Annotated in this window: 15 protein-coding genes and 1 tRNA gene; 9 read left to right on the forward strand and 7 right to left on the reverse strand. The window is 59.3% G+C overall.

Features of this window, described 5'->3' with window-relative positions:
* Positions 1-11: 11 nt before the first annotated feature.
* A complete protein-coding gene (locus MCP_RS00760; protein WP_231845123.1) occupies positions 12-938 on the forward strand; it encodes a GNAT family N-acetyltransferase in 927 nt (308 codons plus the stop codon).
* Here MCP_RS00760 and MCP_RS00765 read toward each other — a convergent pair.
* The 4 genes from MCP_RS00765 to MCP_RS00780 form a co-directional block, all read right to left on the reverse strand.
* On the reverse strand, positions 907-3,204 hold the full coding sequence (locus tag MCP_RS00765) for a DEAD/DEAH box helicase (RefSeq protein ID WP_012898898.1): 2,298 nt from the start codon (positions 3,202-3,204) through the stop codon (positions 907-909). The two genes, MCP_RS00760 and MCP_RS00765, sit on opposite strands and share 32 nt — an antisense overlap.
* Positions 3,205-3,631: 427 nt before the next feature.
* Positions 3,632-4,300, reverse strand: coding sequence for a diacylglycerol/polyprenol kinase family protein (locus MCP_RS00770; RefSeq protein WP_012898899.1), 669 nt, complete (start codon positions 4,298-4,300; stop codon positions 3,632-3,634).
* Between the two features lies 1 nt (position 4,301).
* Positions 4,302-6,044 carry a glycine--tRNA ligase gene (gene glyS, locus MCP_RS00775; RefSeq protein WP_012898900.1) on the reverse strand — a complete coding sequence of 581 codons (1,743 nt, stop codon included), beginning with the start codon at positions 6,042-6,044 and terminating at the stop codon, positions 4,302-4,304.
* Between the two features lie 178 nt (positions 6,045-6,222).
* Positions 6,223-6,618, reverse strand: a complete 396-nt coding sequence (locus MCP_RS00780) for a transcriptional regulator TbsP domain-containing protein (RefSeq protein WP_231845124.1) — start codon at positions 6,616-6,618, stop codon at positions 6,223-6,225.
* 287 nt (positions 6,619-6,905) lie between these two features.
* On the opposite strand from MCP_RS00780, the gene MCP_RS00785 reads away from it, so the two are divergent.
* From MCP_RS00785 to MCP_RS00800, 4 genes are all read left to right on the forward strand, one after another.
* Positions 6,906-7,268 (forward strand): hypothetical protein, encoded by a 363-nt coding sequence (locus tag MCP_RS00785; protein WP_012898902.1) that lies wholly within the window; start codon positions 6,906-6,908, stop codon positions 7,266-7,268.
* 80 nt (positions 7,269-7,348) lie between these two features.
* Positions 7,349-8,356, forward strand: coding sequence for a hypothetical protein (locus tag MCP_RS00790; RefSeq protein ID WP_012898903.1), 1,008 nt, complete (start codon positions 7,349-7,351; stop codon positions 8,354-8,356).
* A gap of 144 nt (positions 8,357-8,500) precedes the next feature.
* Positions 8,501-9,328 carry a SpaA isopeptide-forming pilin-related protein gene (locus tag MCP_RS00795; RefSeq protein WP_012898904.1) on the forward strand — a complete coding sequence of 276 codons (828 nt, stop codon included), beginning with the start codon at positions 8,501-8,503 and terminating at the stop codon, positions 9,326-9,328.
* A 116-nt stretch (positions 9,329-9,444) separates the two neighbouring features.
* Complete coding sequence (locus MCP_RS00800; protein WP_012898905.1) at positions 9,445-10,128, forward strand: ArsR/SmtB family transcription factor; 684 nt, start codon at positions 9,445-9,447, stop codon at positions 10,126-10,128.
* Positions 10,129-10,321: 193 nt separating this feature from the next.
* Here the strand turns inward: MCP_RS00800 and MCP_RS00805 are convergent, their stop codons facing one another.
* Positions 10,322-11,743 (reverse strand): DHH family phosphoesterase, encoded by a 1,422-nt coding sequence (locus MCP_RS00805; RefSeq protein ID WP_012898906.1) that lies wholly within the window; start codon positions 11,741-11,743, stop codon positions 10,322-10,324.
* A 239-nt stretch (positions 11,744-11,982) separates the two neighbouring features.
* On the opposite strand from MCP_RS00805, the gene MCP_RS00810 reads away from it, so the two are divergent.
* The 4 genes from MCP_RS00810 (at position 11,983) to MCP_RS00825 (ending at position 13,618) form a co-directional block, all read left to right on the forward strand.
* Positions 11,983-12,059, forward strand: a tRNA-Lys gene (locus tag MCP_RS00810).
* 172 nt (positions 12,060-12,231) lie between these two features.
* The gene (locus MCP_RS00815; protein ID WP_012898907.1) at positions 12,232-12,615 is read left to right on the forward strand and encodes a universal stress protein; all 384 of its coding nucleotides are present in this window, start codon (positions 12,232-12,234) and stop codon (positions 12,613-12,615) included.
* 123 nt (positions 12,616-12,738) lie between these two features.
* Positions 12,739-12,942 (forward strand): hypothetical protein, encoded by a 204-nt coding sequence (locus tag MCP_RS00820; RefSeq protein ID WP_128566948.1) that lies wholly within the window; start codon positions 12,739-12,741, stop codon positions 12,940-12,942.
* Between the two features lie 52 nt (positions 12,943-12,994).
* Positions 12,995-13,618 (forward strand): YkgJ family cysteine cluster protein, encoded by a 624-nt coding sequence (locus MCP_RS00825; protein WP_128859877.1) that lies wholly within the window; start codon positions 12,995-12,997, stop codon positions 13,616-13,618.
* Positions 13,619-13,623: 5 nt separating this feature from the next.
* On the opposite strand, the gene MCP_RS00830 is transcribed toward MCP_RS00825, so the two are convergent.
* Together MCP_RS00830 and MCP_RS00835 are read right to left on the reverse strand one after the other, a co-directional pair.
* Positions 13,624-14,292, reverse strand: coding sequence for a zinc ribbon domain-containing protein (locus tag MCP_RS00830; protein WP_012898910.1), 669 nt, complete (start codon positions 14,290-14,292; stop codon positions 13,624-13,626).
* Positions 14,293-14,307: 15 nt separating this feature from the next.
* Positions 14,308-14,634, reverse strand: coding sequence for a double zinc ribbon domain-containing protein (locus MCP_RS00835; RefSeq protein WP_012898911.1), 327 nt, complete (start codon positions 14,632-14,634; stop codon positions 14,308-14,310).
* Positions 14,635-14,673 lie beyond the last annotated feature (39 nt).

Below are 14,673 nucleotides of genomic sequence, written 5' to 3' on the forward strand. Positions count from 1 at the left end.
TGGCATCTCGCATGTTGAAAGAGGGGCTGAAAGTGGCCCGCGGCATGGCGGACGACATCGGGCCGGTATTCGCTGAAGCGGCCCGGAGCCTGCCAATCGCCGACCAGGCGGAGCGCAGCTACATCAGCAATTTGATCGAGCGGGCCAGGCAGGGAGACCTGGGCATCTACACGCTCTTACTCGGCGCCCGCTCCGTCGGCGTCATCTGCTATAAGACTCTGGACGGGGACGCCGAGCTCGTCTTCGGCCACGCGGGCGGCAGCGAGGCGTACTTCCTGAGGTCAGTGGCAGAGGGCCTCTTTAGCGAGGGCATTCACACCGTCAGGAGCAACTTTAACTGGCCGGCCCCCCGTGGCTTTATATCGGCGGCCAGGGACATGGGCTTCGTCGTGACCGAGCGCATGGGCATGTGCCTGAGCCCCGCACCCGTGAAGCCGGCGTACGACGGATTCGACATACTTCCATGGAAGGACGACTACGCGGGCGAAGTCTGCCGTATAATGTACGAGAGCCAGGCTCCCGCCGACATCCCCGTGTACCCGATGCTCGCCCGGCCGGAGGGCGTGCGGGCGCTCATGGACAGCGTCATGGCCGGGAAGCACGGGCGGTTCCTGAGAGGCTTCTCGTACGTGGCGTGGGCGGGCGGCAGGCCCGTCGGGTTCATCATATCCACCATGCTCTCGGACGGCAGCATCCTTATCCTCGACCTGGGCGTGGACCGGGGGCACCGGAAGAGGGGCATCGGCGGGGCGCTGCTCGACCGGCTCTCCGGGGACGCCTACCGGGAGGGCCACGGCCTGATCGTGCTCGCCGTGACCTCGAACAACTATGACGCTATACGGCTGTACGAGCGCAAGGGCTTCAAGGTGAACGGCTACTTCAGGCAGCACGTCCTCTCAAAAATAGCTACTCCCTCGGGCGGTACTCCGAGTCCATGACCTCTCTTATCTTTGCGGCCGTCTTCTCCCCCACCTTATCCACTTCCATGAGCTCCTCCTTCGAGGCGCTCACGATGTTCTTCACCGAGCCGAAGTGCCTGAGGAGGTTCTTAGAGATGACCGGCCCGACCTCGGAGATGGCCGATACCAGGTACTCCTGCCTCTCCGCCAGCGTGTGGGACGCCTTCTGGGCGTGAGGGTTGACGCTGCGCTTCCGCTCGGCCTGCTCCCTGCGGGCGATGGAAAACAGGAAAGACGCCGTCTCGGCCTCGTTCGCCGTGAAGAGGACGGTCACGCCGTAATCGACCGCTATTGACGCCAGGACGCCGTGGATCACGTTCGGACTGATGCGGCGCTTCGTGTAAAGGCCGTCGCCCTCGATGAGCAGCAGGGGCCGCATGTACGCGTGCTTCATGGCGATGATCTGCTCGAACAGGCTCCTGTCCGCGCCGAACAGCGTGTCCAGAAAGTCGTCCGTGGTCTTGCGCTCCACGCACACCCTGTCCGACAGGACGTAGTCCCCCACGTCCAGCGTCCGGATGCTCAGGGACGCCTTCATGTCCTCCAGGTTCTTTACGACGGCAGAGCGCATCTCCCGCATGTCCACGTATATCTCGATGGCCTCCTTTGCCCCGGCCTTCGGCCCGAACTCCCCGAGGCTCGTCTGGCCCTGCGCCGGCAGGGGCGGCGTCGTCTCCGGAATTTTCGCGGGGGCCCCGCCGTTCTCCAGCATGTCCGACATCCGCTGGCCGTCCTTCATGTCGTTCATGGTGCGGTACATCTTCTTCTCCTTCGCCTGGCTGACACGGTAGGTGCCCTCGTCCCTGGTGCCCTTCGATATCAGGACGATCACCCGGCCCACGGCGTTCCTCCCCGTCCTCCCCCGGCGCTGTATGCTCCTTATCTCGGAGGGCACGGGCTCGTAGAAGATCACGAGATCGGTCGAGGGGATGTCCAGCCCCTCCTCGGCCACCGACGTGGCGATGAGCGTGTTGAACTCGCCGGCCCTGAAAGCATCGAGTATCTCGACCTGCTTTTTCTGGGAGAGGCCCTTATCGTTGAGCTTCGAGGCCTGTCCCACGAACCGCACCGGCTTCACGCCCTCCACCGCGGCCAGCTCCCTGGACACGAACTCGGCCGTGTCCCTGAAGTTCGTGAACACGATGATGCGGGACGACGGCTTTTCCTTTAGCTGCTCGACGACGATCTCCTTGACCTTCTCTGTCTTGGGGTTGACCTCGTCGGCCGTGCCCGCCACCCTTATCGCCCCGGCGAGGCGGGCGTCCTGCATGAGCCGCTTCGTGGCCTTGCTACCGCCCTTGCTCCCCGCCTCTTCTTTCAGGCGGTCGAAGTACTTCTTGAGGGGCACGACGCCCTGCGTCTGTATCAGGTCCACGGCGTGCTCGATCTTCATGATCTCCGCTAAAATTGAGACGGCCTTGTAGCTCTCCGGCGAGCCCCCTCTGGATATGGACGCCTGCAGCTTCGCCTGGAGCATGAGCAGCTCTTTTTTGTTCAGATGAGTGTTATACAGGACGCCCATGGCCCGGAGCCTGTCCAGCCGGTCGTCCATGAGGGAGTCGAGCAGAATTTTTATCTCGGCGGCCTTGTCGGGCACGTCCACCTTGACCCACTCCACGTCCTTCTCGTAGATGTACGGCGAGACGTCCGGGTCGTTCTCCGTCTTGAGCTCGACGTGCTCGATGGAGAGGTTCTGCTTCACCTCGTTGATCTTCTCGGGCGTGCTGCCCGGCGAGGCCGTGATCCCCAGCACCAGCGGGTCAGAGGACTGCTCTTTGTACTTTTTCGCGATGTAGACGTACGCATAGTCGCCCGTCGCCCTGTGGGCCTCGTCGAAGATGATCAACGATACGTCCCGGAGGTCGAACCTTTTCATGAGCACGTCGTTCTCGATTACCTGGGGCGTGGAGACGACCACTCTGGAGCGCTTCCATACCTCCTCCCTCTGCTCCGGGGCGACGCTACCCGTGAACACGGCCACCTGCTCCGGGTCGATGGTCAGCACCCGCCTGAGGAACGCGGCGTGCTGCTCCACCAGAGGCTTGGTGGGAGATAACATGAGGACCTTTTTGCCGTCCCCGAGGCGCTCGATCATGACAAAAAGCGCGATGATGGTCTTCCCCAGCCCGGTGGGTAGCACGATGAGCGACGACCTCTCCAGGGCCGTCCTCGCCAGCGTGAGCTGATACTCGCGGCTCGACACCGTGTCCGGCTTTATGAGGGGATGGCTCACGTATTCTGGCATGTTCTCAGCCTATGTATCGTCGAGGCGTTATATAAGTTGTTTCAGCACGTCTTGAAAATAATTAGAAATGTTTTTTTCCATTTGCCTTTGAGGCACTAAGCGTACAGAGCCACTATTTTCACCACAATGGCACGAAGCGCACCAAGTTTCACAAAGCTTTCTTTTAAATGTGAGTCACCAAGGCCTCAGAGAAGGCTTTTTGGGTTAAGAGGCACAAAGGGGACAATGACACGATGGCAAAAAGTGTTCGCATGTTCATTCCATTGTGCCATTGTCATCTTTGTGCCTTCAAACCCAATGAACCGTCCTTTGTGAACTTTGTGACTTACATTTTAAAAAAAATCTTAGTGAGCCTTCGTGAACTCCGTGCCATTGTGGTGAGAATAGTGCCTCAGTCAGCTTAGTGCCTTAAAATTAATGCTTCTTTTTACACGATAGCGGCCAGCGACATCAGGCACCCGGAGACCAGGGGTATCGAGAGGTTGTCGTCCACCGTCAGGCCGAAGATGCGCCAGGGGAACGCGTCCGCCGCCATGGCGCCAAAGGCGCCGGCCGCGATCATCTCGAAGGAGAGCGACGGATAGAGGGCCAGGCCGGCAGCCCCGCAGACGACGAGCATGACGGCCATTAGTATCGGCGACTTGGGGTGCGTCAGGGCGTACCAGAGCTCTTCTGGCAAGGTGCGCCCGTCCGTATCATATTTACGCTTATCCGCCTCCTTTGGCCCCGCCAGCATGGTCAGCGCCGCCCCTGCCAGCCCGGTGATCCCGTCGCCCAGGGTCAAAAAGAGCATGGCGGCGACGGCGACTGGCTTATCGAACAGGAGCACGGCCAGGAACGACGAGGTCAGCGCGTAGAAATACCCACCGACTAAGCCCTTTTTTTCATGGTCGCGGAGCAGTACCTTAGGAAAGAGTGGAACGCCCGACAGGCGGATAAGCTCCAGAATGCCGGCGCCCAGCACGCCTGCGCCAAGCAGGATCAGCAAAAGTTCCCGGGAGAGGAAAAAATAGTAGGCGACGGGGATCAGGAAGCCCGCCATGTGCACGGACTTCCTCGACGCCTCCTTCGCCAGCACGCCCCAATCAAGGGACATATTACTCTGCGGCGACCTTCTTGCCGAAGTCGGTCAGTGGCCTGTCGCTCGCGAGAAGCTCGCCCAGGACCGACGAAAGGTCCTTCACGGGCACCCTGACCTGGCTCATGGTATCCCGGTCCCGGATGGTCACCGTGTCGTCCTCCATCGTGTCGAAGTCGATGGTGATGGAGAACGGCGTGCCCACCTCGTCGTTGCGCCGGTAGCGCTTGCCGATGGTGCCGGACTCGTCGTACTCGATGAAGAAGCCCTTTTCCTTCAAGTCCAGCGCGATGGCCCGTGCCTTCCCCGCCAGTGGCTCTTTGCTGAGCAGCGGCAGGACGGCCGCCGTTATCGGCGCCACGGAGCGGGCCAGCCGGAGCACGATACGCTCCTCGCCTTTAACGATCTCCTCGCCGTAGGCGTGCTCTAATGCAGAGTAAAGGGTACGGTCGACGCCGTACGAGGGCTCCACCACGTGCGCCAGCACGTTCTCGCCCGATACGTCCTCCTCCACGGTCTTATGCTCGAACAGGCTGCTCGGGATGACGATATCCTCGCCGTCGATGTTAAGCACGACCTCGGGCTTGCTCAGCTCCTCCTGCTTCATGGCCTTGAGGGCGGCCATGATCTTGCCGGCCTTGCCCTTGTACTTCGGGCCGATGACCTTCATGTCGGGCGTGACGATGGTGCGGGTGACCTTCATGGGCTTCTCGAACGGAACGAAGACGGACATGTCCACCTCGCTCCGCTTCTGGTGGGCCGTGAGGTCGTAGTTCGTGCGGTCCGCGATGCCCACGATCTCCACCCAGCCGAACCTTTCGAGGAGCACTTCGGCGTCCCAGCAGTCCGTGGCGTAGTGCGCCCTCTCGGTGCGCATGTGCTGCCTGAACCTGAGCCGCTTCGGGTCGATGCCCACCGTGGCCAGGAACACGTTTGTCAGGGCCACGTAATAGGCCAGGTACTCGTTGGCGATGGTGCCCTTCGCCACCGCGTCGCCCACCGTCATGGGCACGGGCGGCTTATTGTTCAGCTGACAGTCCTCGTCGTAAAGGCTCAGCACCATATCCCTGACGGCGGCGAAGTTGGGGTGCGAGTTCTTATCCTTCGGGTTGACGAACACCTCGGCCTCGGCCTGGGTGAACTCCCTCAGGCGTATAACGCCCTGCCTCGGGGAGATCTCGTTCCTGTAAGACTTTCCGATCTGGGTCACGCCGAACGGGAGCTTCTCCCTGTAGAACCGAAGCAATCGCGGAAAGTCCACGAACATCCCCTGGGCCGTCTCCGGCCGCAGGTAGCCCTTCTTCTTCTGGCCGGGGCCTATCCAGGTGTTGAACATCAGGTTAAAATCGTATACTTCGCCCAGGGGGCCGCCGCACTCCGGGCACTCGATATTCTTGTTCTTGATGATCTCGGTGAGCTGCTCTTTTTTAAGGCCGTCCGGGATCTCCATGACGCCCTTGATGATGTGGTCGGCCCTGAAGGACTCCTTGCACTTCTGGCAGGTGGTCATAGGATCGGCGAAGCCGCCTACGTGGCCCGACGCCTCGAATATCGCCTCGACGCCGATGGTGGGGGCCTCGATCTCGTAGAAGCCCTCGCCCACGCAATAGAGACGCCGCCAGGCGTCCTCGATCTTCCGCTTCAGCGTGGCGCCCATGGGGCCGTAGTCGTAGAATCCGGATGCGCCGCCGTATATCTCGAATGATGGCCAGATGAACCCCCGGTTCTTGGCGAGCTCAAAGACCTTATCATATGTATCCATGCTCTCTCCTCAAAATGATTAACGCACAGAGAATATCGGGGCATGAGATATATTTTTTGTCGGCCCCGGCCTAAAACGGCAGTAATATAGCAAAAGCTACTAAGAAGCAGGGGGTTATTATTGGGGGGCAATCGTTTTTAGGAATATGGCGATGAGGGGGCACACATCGCATATTCCTTTAAATTACTACTTTGTGTTCTTCCGGATGGGCCGTAAGCAGCGTGCCCGGGTCCATGTTGAACATTTCCTTGAATGCGTTCGGATTGAATCTTAGCCTTAGCTTTGGCCTACCAGGCCCCTTGTTATGCATCGACTCCGTGTAGATGAGCCCTGCCCGGCGCATCTCATATATCCGCCTGGAGAACGTCTCCACGCTAGCTATCCCGAGCTTCAAGCCCGCTTCCCTCAAGTCCTTATAAAGAATATTGCTGTTGGCGCAAGCCATTATAAAGACAGATGTCGAGTCCTTGAAGGTGTTTTTAATAGCGCTGAACCTGGGCTGGCTGACCTGGTTCATCATGTTGACGTAATCGTTGGCGATGGTGTCGCCACATAACTCCCTGATATTTACCACAAGCTCCTCTGAGGGAGATATTTTTGCCATAGTAAATACCAGAATCCTTTTATGTCTTAAATATTGCGTTAATCGAAATAAATGCACAGAAGTGGGCTTTTTATCGAAAAATAACTACAAATTTATATTATTTTCCCAAAAAATGTTTTTATATTTCTTGTTTTATTTTTTAACCGCCGCACCTGGAGGAAAAATTTTATCGCCCCATTGCGACCGCATGGAGCTCTGGCGCCCATACGTCGCGATGGAAAAGTTTTTGCCCCGGCATGAGGCCTATAACAGTACACATGGCGCGAAAGGTGGACGTTAAATTATTCGGGTACTACCCGGAAGCTGGCTGCAGCGAATGCTCTAATTATTCTTCCTGCGGGGGCCAGGCCCACCGCCAGGACGACGGCACGGTGAAAGCGCTTTTAGACGCTTACGGCGACCGGGTCGAGGTTTCTCTTGTCAACGTGTTCTCCGACGTCATGAAGGGCTACCCCGAAGTGGCCGACTGCATCCGGAAGAACGGCCTGAGGGTGCCCATCGTCACCGTCGACGGCAAGCTGAAGCTCTTCGGGAGCGAGGCCACCCTGGACGCCATCCGCAGGGAGGTCGACCTGGAGCTTAACTGGGGCCCGCTGTCCTTCCTGAGCCGGCGGCCCTGAGCAAAACGACCACTCGTAGCCACTTTTTTTCACCCAATCCCACAAAGAGTAAATAGTATCAGGAGAATAACGGTCACCCGATGGACGCGACCAGGAGACTCGGCGATATGGGCTTTACCGCCCTCCGGAGAAAGACCTCCGGGGGCAAGTGCAAGCCCCACCTATCGCTATCCTTCAGGGCGGGCGGGAACGACCTCACCTTCGGCATCGACACGACGAGGCTCTCCCGGAACGACGACCAGCACTTTTTGATCACCCACGCCCACACCGACCACTACGGCAAGTCGGCCATGCTCTCGAAGAAGTCCATCGCCTCCGATAAGACGGCCGTGGCCCTGGAGCTGAGGCATGACCTGCGCTTCGAAGGGACCAGATTTAAGGTCGGCGACTCCCTCGATGTCGGCGGAGTGAAGGTGAAGACGTTCAATACTTACCACTCGATCGGCTCGACCGCATTCTCCTGGGAGAACGAGGTGGGCATCAAAACCCTCGTGACAGGCGACATAAAAGACTACCGGGACCTGCCGAAGTGCGACCTGCTCGTCATGGAGGCGACCTACGGCAACCCGGGCGATCTTTCGTGTATCTTCCAGGACGACTACGACGCCTTCGAGGCCGCGCTCGGCGAGCGCCGCGTGGGCTTCGGCGCGTACTCGTTCGGCAAGGCGCAGCGGGCCGTTTCTTTGATCAGGGAACTCGGGGACGAGCGCCCCATCGAGATGGACCGGAGCGCGCTCACCCTGACCAGGCACCTCCTGGGAGACGAGGCGGGCGAGATCGGCAGGCTGGGGGAGTTCGACGGCGGCTTGTGCATCACGTCCCCCTGGAGCCTGGACCGGCTGCCCTACGGCATGAAGAAGTACGTTCTCACGGGCCAGCACTACTACGATCACCCGTGTATCTGCCTCAGCGACCACATCGACTTTAACGGGCTGCGGGAGCTCGTGGAGAAGGTGGACCCCAAGTTCGTGATCGTGTACCACCCGGAGATGGGCAACTCGATCAGCTTCGCCGGGTTCCTGAACAGGAACGGCCGGGAGGCATGCACGCTGGCAGACCTATCCCCCGTCAGGCAAACCACCCTATAAAGAGGCCTTTTTTACTAAATCGAACAGCGGCAAATGTTTATACTAGAAAGTAGGTAAAGGTTATAAAATTGAACGATTGTGAGAAAAGCTATATATGCTCCTTTCTTTACAATTGATAACATCGAAAAAGCAGAGGGAATCTGAGTGAAGAGGATCGGATTAATCGTACTGGCTATGGTGGCGATAGCCTTCTTCGTGCCTGCCGGCATGGCGCAGAGCACGCAAGTTGTGAACATCAACGGATACGTATACAGCGGCGCCCTGCCCATGGGCGGCGCGAAAGTGCAGCTATACTCCTGGGACGGCAAGAACATGGGGAACTCGCCCATGAAGACCGTCACCACGAAGGACGGGAGCACCGGCACCGGGTCGTTCTCCTTCACGAACGTGCCCTACGACTCATCCAAGACCTTTAACTACGTAGTGAAGGCCGAGCTTAACGACAGGACGGCATATGCGCTCGTCCACATCGTGCCCGCCCAGAAGGCCGGCGAGGCCGCCAAGGCCGAAGCCATCGTGCTTGACCTGGCCATGGACTCGTGGGTCACCGACCTCACCGGCACGGTGCAGAGCGGCAATCTACTGGACCGCGCCATAGGCGTCCAGGGCGCCAACGTGACGATCTATGAGCGCAACCAGACCGACGGCACAGTGCTGCCAGGGGTCAAGGCGACCGCGGTCACCGACATGAACGGCAAGATCGAGATCAAGAACCTGCCCTACGGCCTCTACCAGGCGGTCGTGACGGCCTCCGTCAGCGGCAAGAACTACCAGGAGAAAGTGGACTTCACCGCCTACCAGCAGGAGACCCACATTAACGCTATCATGTCCCAGCTAATGCTCGCGACCCCGACCCCCACCCCGACGCCCAAGCCCAGTGGCAGCGGCGGGCTGTTCGGCATCCCGGGATTTGAGGCAGTGCTCGCGCTCGTCGCCCTCTCCGGCACGGCACTCTTCCTCAGGAAGCGTTAAAACACCACAAACGAACAAAGGAGGGCCAATCGGCCTCCCTTTTCTATTTTTAACTCCAAATCCTTTCGTAGTTATAGAAAAAGAGATTAATGATGCCATATTAATAGTTCAACCATATGGCGGATGATGAAAAGTTCCTCGTAGTGCCGTTAGGCAAGAAGTCAAAGGCGATCACCCAGACCGTATCCAACGACACGGCCATGGAGATCATGGAGCTGCTGGCGGACGGCCCCATGTCCACGTCGGGCGTGGCGGAGAGGCTGAGCATACCGCTCACCACGGCCCAGTATAACATCGAGAAGCTCATGGAGGCCGGGCTGGTCAGGATCGCCCGGACGAAGTACAGCGAGAAGGGCCGCGAGGTCAAGCTCTACGAGGCCATGAACCGCGCCATCATCATCCTGCCCGGGAAGTCCGGCGCCGGGGCCGTCATGGACGCCCTGAGGCGGTACATCATCGTCCTGCCCATCGTGGCCGTCGCCTCCGTCCTGGTAGAGTACCTGGTGCCACTGACGCAGAACTCTTACTCGCCCGTCCTGGACGAGGCCTCGAAGAGCGCCGGCGGCACGTACCTGATGAACTCCGCTGCATCGCCCACCGCGTCGGCTGTGCCCGTGGTGGCATACCCGCCCCCGGTTCCCACGGCGGAGGTCGCGAGGAGCGTCTGGGACCAGGCGAGCCAGAGCGTCGTGCCCATCGTCCAGCACACGGGCCTGTGGTTCTTTGCCGGCTGCCTGATGGTGATCCTGCTGCTCGTCGTGCTCGAGTACGCCCGGTATAGCAAGAAGCCTAAAAAATAATCTTAAGCCTCTCTAAACCGGTTAAGGATGCTCGAAGACTTTTTCAGCCTCAAAGCGACACGAAGCTGGCTCAAAGTTCTCTAAGCCTTTTTAAAATAATTTTATTATGTCTTCGTGTAGTTTCAGGCACGCTTCGAGCCGCTTCGTAGCTGAAAAAGTCTTCGAGCAACTTATTAAATCTTAGAGTAGCTTCTCACTCGCCCTGGCCTTCCATCCCAACGGCGGCAAGGAACCGGCGGGTCACGGCCTCTTCGGTCAGCTTCATCAGGATGGCCCGGTCCTTGACGCCGCTGAACACGCCTAGGGGGATCTGCGCCGCGGCGGTCTTCTGGTGGCCGCCGGCCGAGCCGATCTCGCCGAAGGCCTTCTGGACGGCGTCCCCTATGTTGATGCGGATGTCCTTGCTCCTGGCGGAAATGAATATGCGGTCCTCGGTGATGCCGAACACGAGCACCGTGGAGATGCCCTCCAGCTTCAGCAAATAGTCGGCGGCCTGGGGCAGGGTATCACGGTCGTGGATGAAGCCGACGTTCGAGATGAGGTAGCTACCCTCGATCTTCTTGTTCCGGATGGCGACGCCCAGGACGTCCATCGCCTCCGGGGACATGGACGGCGTCTCGATCTGGGATAAGAGGTCCTTATCCACGAACCCGTAGAGGTATGCGGCCGCGTTGAGGTCGGCGGCCGAGGTGTTCCGCTTGAACTCGTTCGTGTCGGTCCGGATGCCGTATAATAGCGCGGTCGCCAGGTTGCTCGTCAGCTCGAAGTCGAGCTCCTGCAGGTACCTGGTCATCATGGTGGACGACGCCCCCACGTCGGGCCTGATGTCCACGAAGTCCGCGCCCGGCTCGATCCCGTCGGGAGGCGGGTGGTGGTCGATGATCACGTTGACCCGGGTGCCCCGCGGGAGGGAGTTGTTCTTCCCCGGCGTGTTACAGTCCACCAGCGCGATGACGGAGTACCTGTCGGGGATCCCGTTAGTAATGTGGATGAGCGGTATGTCTAAAAGGTTCACGAAGGCCCGGGTCTCGTGGTGGCCGATGGTGCCGTAGTAGAGGATGTCGGCGCTCCTGCCCAGGCTCTCGGCCATGGTACGGAGGCAGAGCGCGCTGGCGAACGCGTCGGAGTCGGGGTTGTCGTGCACCACGATGCCTATGCGCTGGTCCGGATCCAGTGTTTTTATGTAGCTCATGAGCTGCCACGCCGCCCCCCTGAGCTCCATCTTCTGTAGCTCGTTGAGCGCCTCGTCGGCGACGATGGTGGGCGGGTGGAGCACGATGTCGGCGCCGGCCCTGTAGAGCTCGTCGATGGTGAGCAGGTCGACGGCCCTGGCCATGACGAACGGCGCGGGCGACTGGCTTTTCACGAATTCGAGGGCCTTGACGTTGGCGGCCTGGCTGGAGCTGAGGATGAATATGCCTTCGACGCCCTTAAGGGGCAGCTCCTGTAGTATCCTGTATGAGCCGATGTCGCCCTCCACGGCCTCGTAGTCCTGCTCCCGTAGCGCCTCTACCCTGGCCGGGTCCGCGTCGACCATGAGGAAGTCTTTCCGGGATCGTGTCAGTTCCCGTGCCAGAGCGACGCCTATGCTGCCTCCGCCGAGGATGATGTACAAGTATTTTTGTTTGTGTAGCGGCGGGAGCTCGCCGAGCTGTCTTGCCTGTACGATTAGCCCTCCGTTCTCGTTTTTTTGTCTTTCTTTAAAAGGTGCGATAGTTGTGATGGATGTTGATAAACTTTGTGCGGGCGGGCGTGGCTGGCTATATACCGCAATGTATATATCCTAGATGAGACTATAAAAGGTTCGCTGCGCCGCACCGGAATGGTGGCATTATGGCGCCGCTTTTGTGTCTTGGGCCCGTGGCTCAGTCAGGCAGAGCGGCGGACTCTTAATCCGCATGCCATGGGTTCAAATCCCATCGGGCCCGCCACACTATCCTTAAAATATTTTTCCGCCTCCGGAGGAGGCGGCACCAAAAAAGTTTTTTGAAAGGCTGGAGGAAAGCTTTTTTTTCAAAAAAGTTTGCCTGCCATAGTGCCATGATATGTTTAGCGCGGTAAACCCGCCACAAATATAAAGCGAAACAGGCCAATGTCTCACTGATGAAGGTACTACTCGCCACCGATGGCATGCCCCACACCGACAGGGCCATTGATTACGCCATAGACTACGCGTCCAGGTACAGGGCGGCACTCTTCGTCGTGTACGCGCTCAGCCCTGGCAGGGACCAGAAGGCCGCCTACGCGGAAGGCAAGGAAACGGTACAGGGCATCAAGCAGAAGGCGCTCTCCAGGGAGGTAGGCATCACGACCATGCTGGAGGCGGGGGAGCCCGCGGAGGCGATCGTCAGGACGGCGGACAAGATCGGGGCGGACGCCGTCATCCTGGGCGCGTCGGGGAAGTGCGAGGGCAGGAAGAGGCCGCTGGGAAGCGTCTCGGCCAGGGTGGTGCAGGACGCCTGCTGCTCGGTCTTTATCATACGCTAGTCTATAAACGGCCAAATACCGGGCCAAAGCCGTGCAAACCGCGAATTTCGGCCCTCATAGCTATTGAATTTACTCCATAAGGCCTTACTATCCATCCACTTATTATATTATTGTGAATATACAATGAGACTTGGTGTTGTCACTGCGTCCACCGCTAGCCTCATCTTCGTCGTGCTGATCATAGCCCTCGCAGCCGTGGCCGCCAGCTATGCCGGCCATATCGGCGACATCACGCTGCCCGAAATAAACCCGCAGGCCGGCGCTTTCCTGTTACTGGGCTTCGGGCTTCTCGCCAGCCTGGTGGTCATGTACAGGGCCCACGTCTAAGAAACCAAAAGGCTAATAAGCCGCCTCTCGAAACCATGTCTGAGTGGTCTCTATGGTCTCTGAGGATTTGCTGCGCTTTTTTAACGATAACCCGCTTCTCTATGGCCGTGCAGGCCGGGAGGACCTGGATCAGCTATCCCGCATATGCGAGCTTTTCCCCGATAGTGCCCGCCTCCTGGGAGACCGGGAGGCGGTGGAGCTTCCCGAGTTCGAGTGCCTGCGATGCGGGCGATGCTGCTCCTCGATCCGCTTCATTTCCGTCTGCCATGGCGACGTGAAGCGCTGGGTCGGGCAGAAGAGGGCGGACATACTCGAGCGCCTTGTCGTGGACCGCCGGAGGACGCCGCTGCTCGCGATGCGCCGGGATGCCGTCGAGGCCGCAAAGGAGGAGGCCAGGTCGTTCCTCTCGGGCGCCGGGGTCGATGACGAGCGCTTTTTTGAGCTTCTATACGTGACGGGGCTGCTGGAGTGCGCCGTGTACGTGAAACGCAAGGATCGCGGCTGCACATTCCTCCAGTATGTGGAAGGCAGGGCGGCGTGCGCCATACAGGACACGAAGCCACGGGTATGCGAAAAGTTCCCCTACTACATCGGCAAATACACGGACAGCAGGCTGCTGAAAGAGGATAGCTTCTGCCCGTCGCTCGGAGAGATCGCTAAAAAAAGGACGAAATAAGGCGCTTACGGCATCTTCATGCCGCACTCGCCGCAAAACCTTGTCCCGAGGGCCACCTTGTTGCCGCACTTCGGGCACACGGCCATGCCTAACGGGGCGCCGCAATTGTTACAGAACTTGCCCTCGCCGGCGGGCTTGCCGCAGGCAGGACAGGTAGTAGTGCGCCGCTCGATCTCGCCGTGGAACACGCTGGCCTTCTGGGCCTTCTCCTGTATTTCCTGCTTCATGCGCTCGGCCCGTGCCGCCGTGACCTCGACGTTCTCCCTCGGCGCATCCTCGACGCACATGCCGTCGTCCTCGTTCCAGTCGGCATCGCACACGTACTGCCGGCACTTGGGGCAGCGGTGGAAGTGGCCTTTGGCCTCGTTCTGGGCCTCCTCGAAGGCGACCTCGTACTCCTTGTGCCATTCGGGGGTCATGCCCGAGTGGCGGTTGTGCATCAGGTCCGCTCCCCGGCTGGCGGCGTTGCCTATCCTGGAGGCGCCGGCCAGGTCGGCGCCGATCTGCACGGCCTTGCCGAACATGTTGAACAGGTTGGCCTTTTTATACGTTTTCGACTCGATGAACTTCGACTTGTATCCGTCGCCGCAGATGTCGCACTTGAAGATGAACTGGAACCCCGCCTCGGTGCACAGGTCCTCGTAGTTCTTCGTAAATGATTGAAACTCTACCATTATGCTCCCTCCGTTTTACTTTTTCAATGGCTTACCGCATTTCGAGCAATTCGGGCCCACCGCGGGCTGCACCGTGCCGCACTTGGGGCAGGTCACCTTGAGCGAGGCGCCGCACACTTCGCAGTTATCCCCGAAGAAGGTCTGCTTGCCGCACACGGGGCACGCCGTCTGGAGCGACAGCCCGCAGTGCGGGCATACCGCATAGTCCTTCTCGATATTGTCCCTGCACCGGGGGCACTTTAGCGACCCGATGGGCGTTCCCTTGCCGCAGTACGGGCATATCCTGGCGTCGGGTGGCACCAGCTTGCCGCAGTACCGGCAGGGCTGCTTATAACCGGCCATAGTAATCCCTCTTACCCTCCAAAATATAAAAGCTTAAGG

Origin of the sequence: Methanocella paludicola SANAE (genome assembly GCF_000011005.1) — an archaeon.
GTDB classification, from domain to species: Archaea; Halobacteriota; Methanocellia; order Methanocellales; family Methanocellaceae; genus Methanocella; species Methanocella paludicola.

Coding starts and splice junctions, on each gene's coding strand:
- MCP_RS00760 (WP_231845123.1), top strand. CDS start 12: ATGTTGAAAGAGGGGCTGAAAGTGGCCCGCGGCATGGCGGACGACATC.
- MCP_RS00825 (WP_128859877.1), top strand. CDS start 12,995: ATGGTCTCTGAGGATTTGCTGCGCTTTTTTAACGATAACCCGCTTCTC.
- MCP_RS00830 (WP_012898910.1), bottom strand. CDS start 14,292: ATGGTAGAGTTTCAATCATTTACGAAGAACTACGAGGACCTGTGCACC.
- MCP_RS00785 (WP_012898902.1), top strand. CDS start 6,906: ATGGCGCGAAAGGTGGACGTTAAATTATTCGGGTACTACCCGGAAGCT.
- MCP_RS00790 (WP_012898903.1), top strand. CDS start 7,349: ATGGACGCGACCAGGAGACTCGGCGATATGGGCTTTACCGCCCTCCGG.
- MCP_RS00800 (WP_012898905.1), top strand. CDS start 9,445: ATGGCGGATGATGAAAAGTTCCTCGTAGTGCCGTTAGGCAAGAAGTCA.
- MCP_RS00815 (WP_012898907.1), top strand. CDS start 12,232: ATGAAGGTACTACTCGCCACCGATGGCATGCCCCACACCGACAGGGCC.
- glyS (WP_012898900.1), bottom strand. CDS start 6,044: ATGGATACATATGATAAGGTCTTTGAGCTCGCCAAGAACCGGGGGTTC.
- MCP_RS00820 (WP_128566948.1), top strand. CDS start 12,739: ATGAGACTTGGTGTTGTCACTGCGTCCACCGCTAGCCTCATCTTCGTC.
- MCP_RS00835 (WP_012898911.1), bottom strand. CDS start 14,634: ATGGCCGGTTATAAGCAGCCCTGCCGGTACTGCGGCAAGCTGGTGCCA.
- MCP_RS00770 (WP_012898899.1), bottom strand. CDS start 4,300: ATGTCCCTTGATTGGGGCGTGCTGGCGAAGGAGGCGTCGAGGAAGTCC.
- MCP_RS00765 (WP_012898898.1), bottom strand. CDS start 3,204: ATGCCAGAATACGTGAGCCATCCCCTCATAAAGCCGGACACGGTGTCG.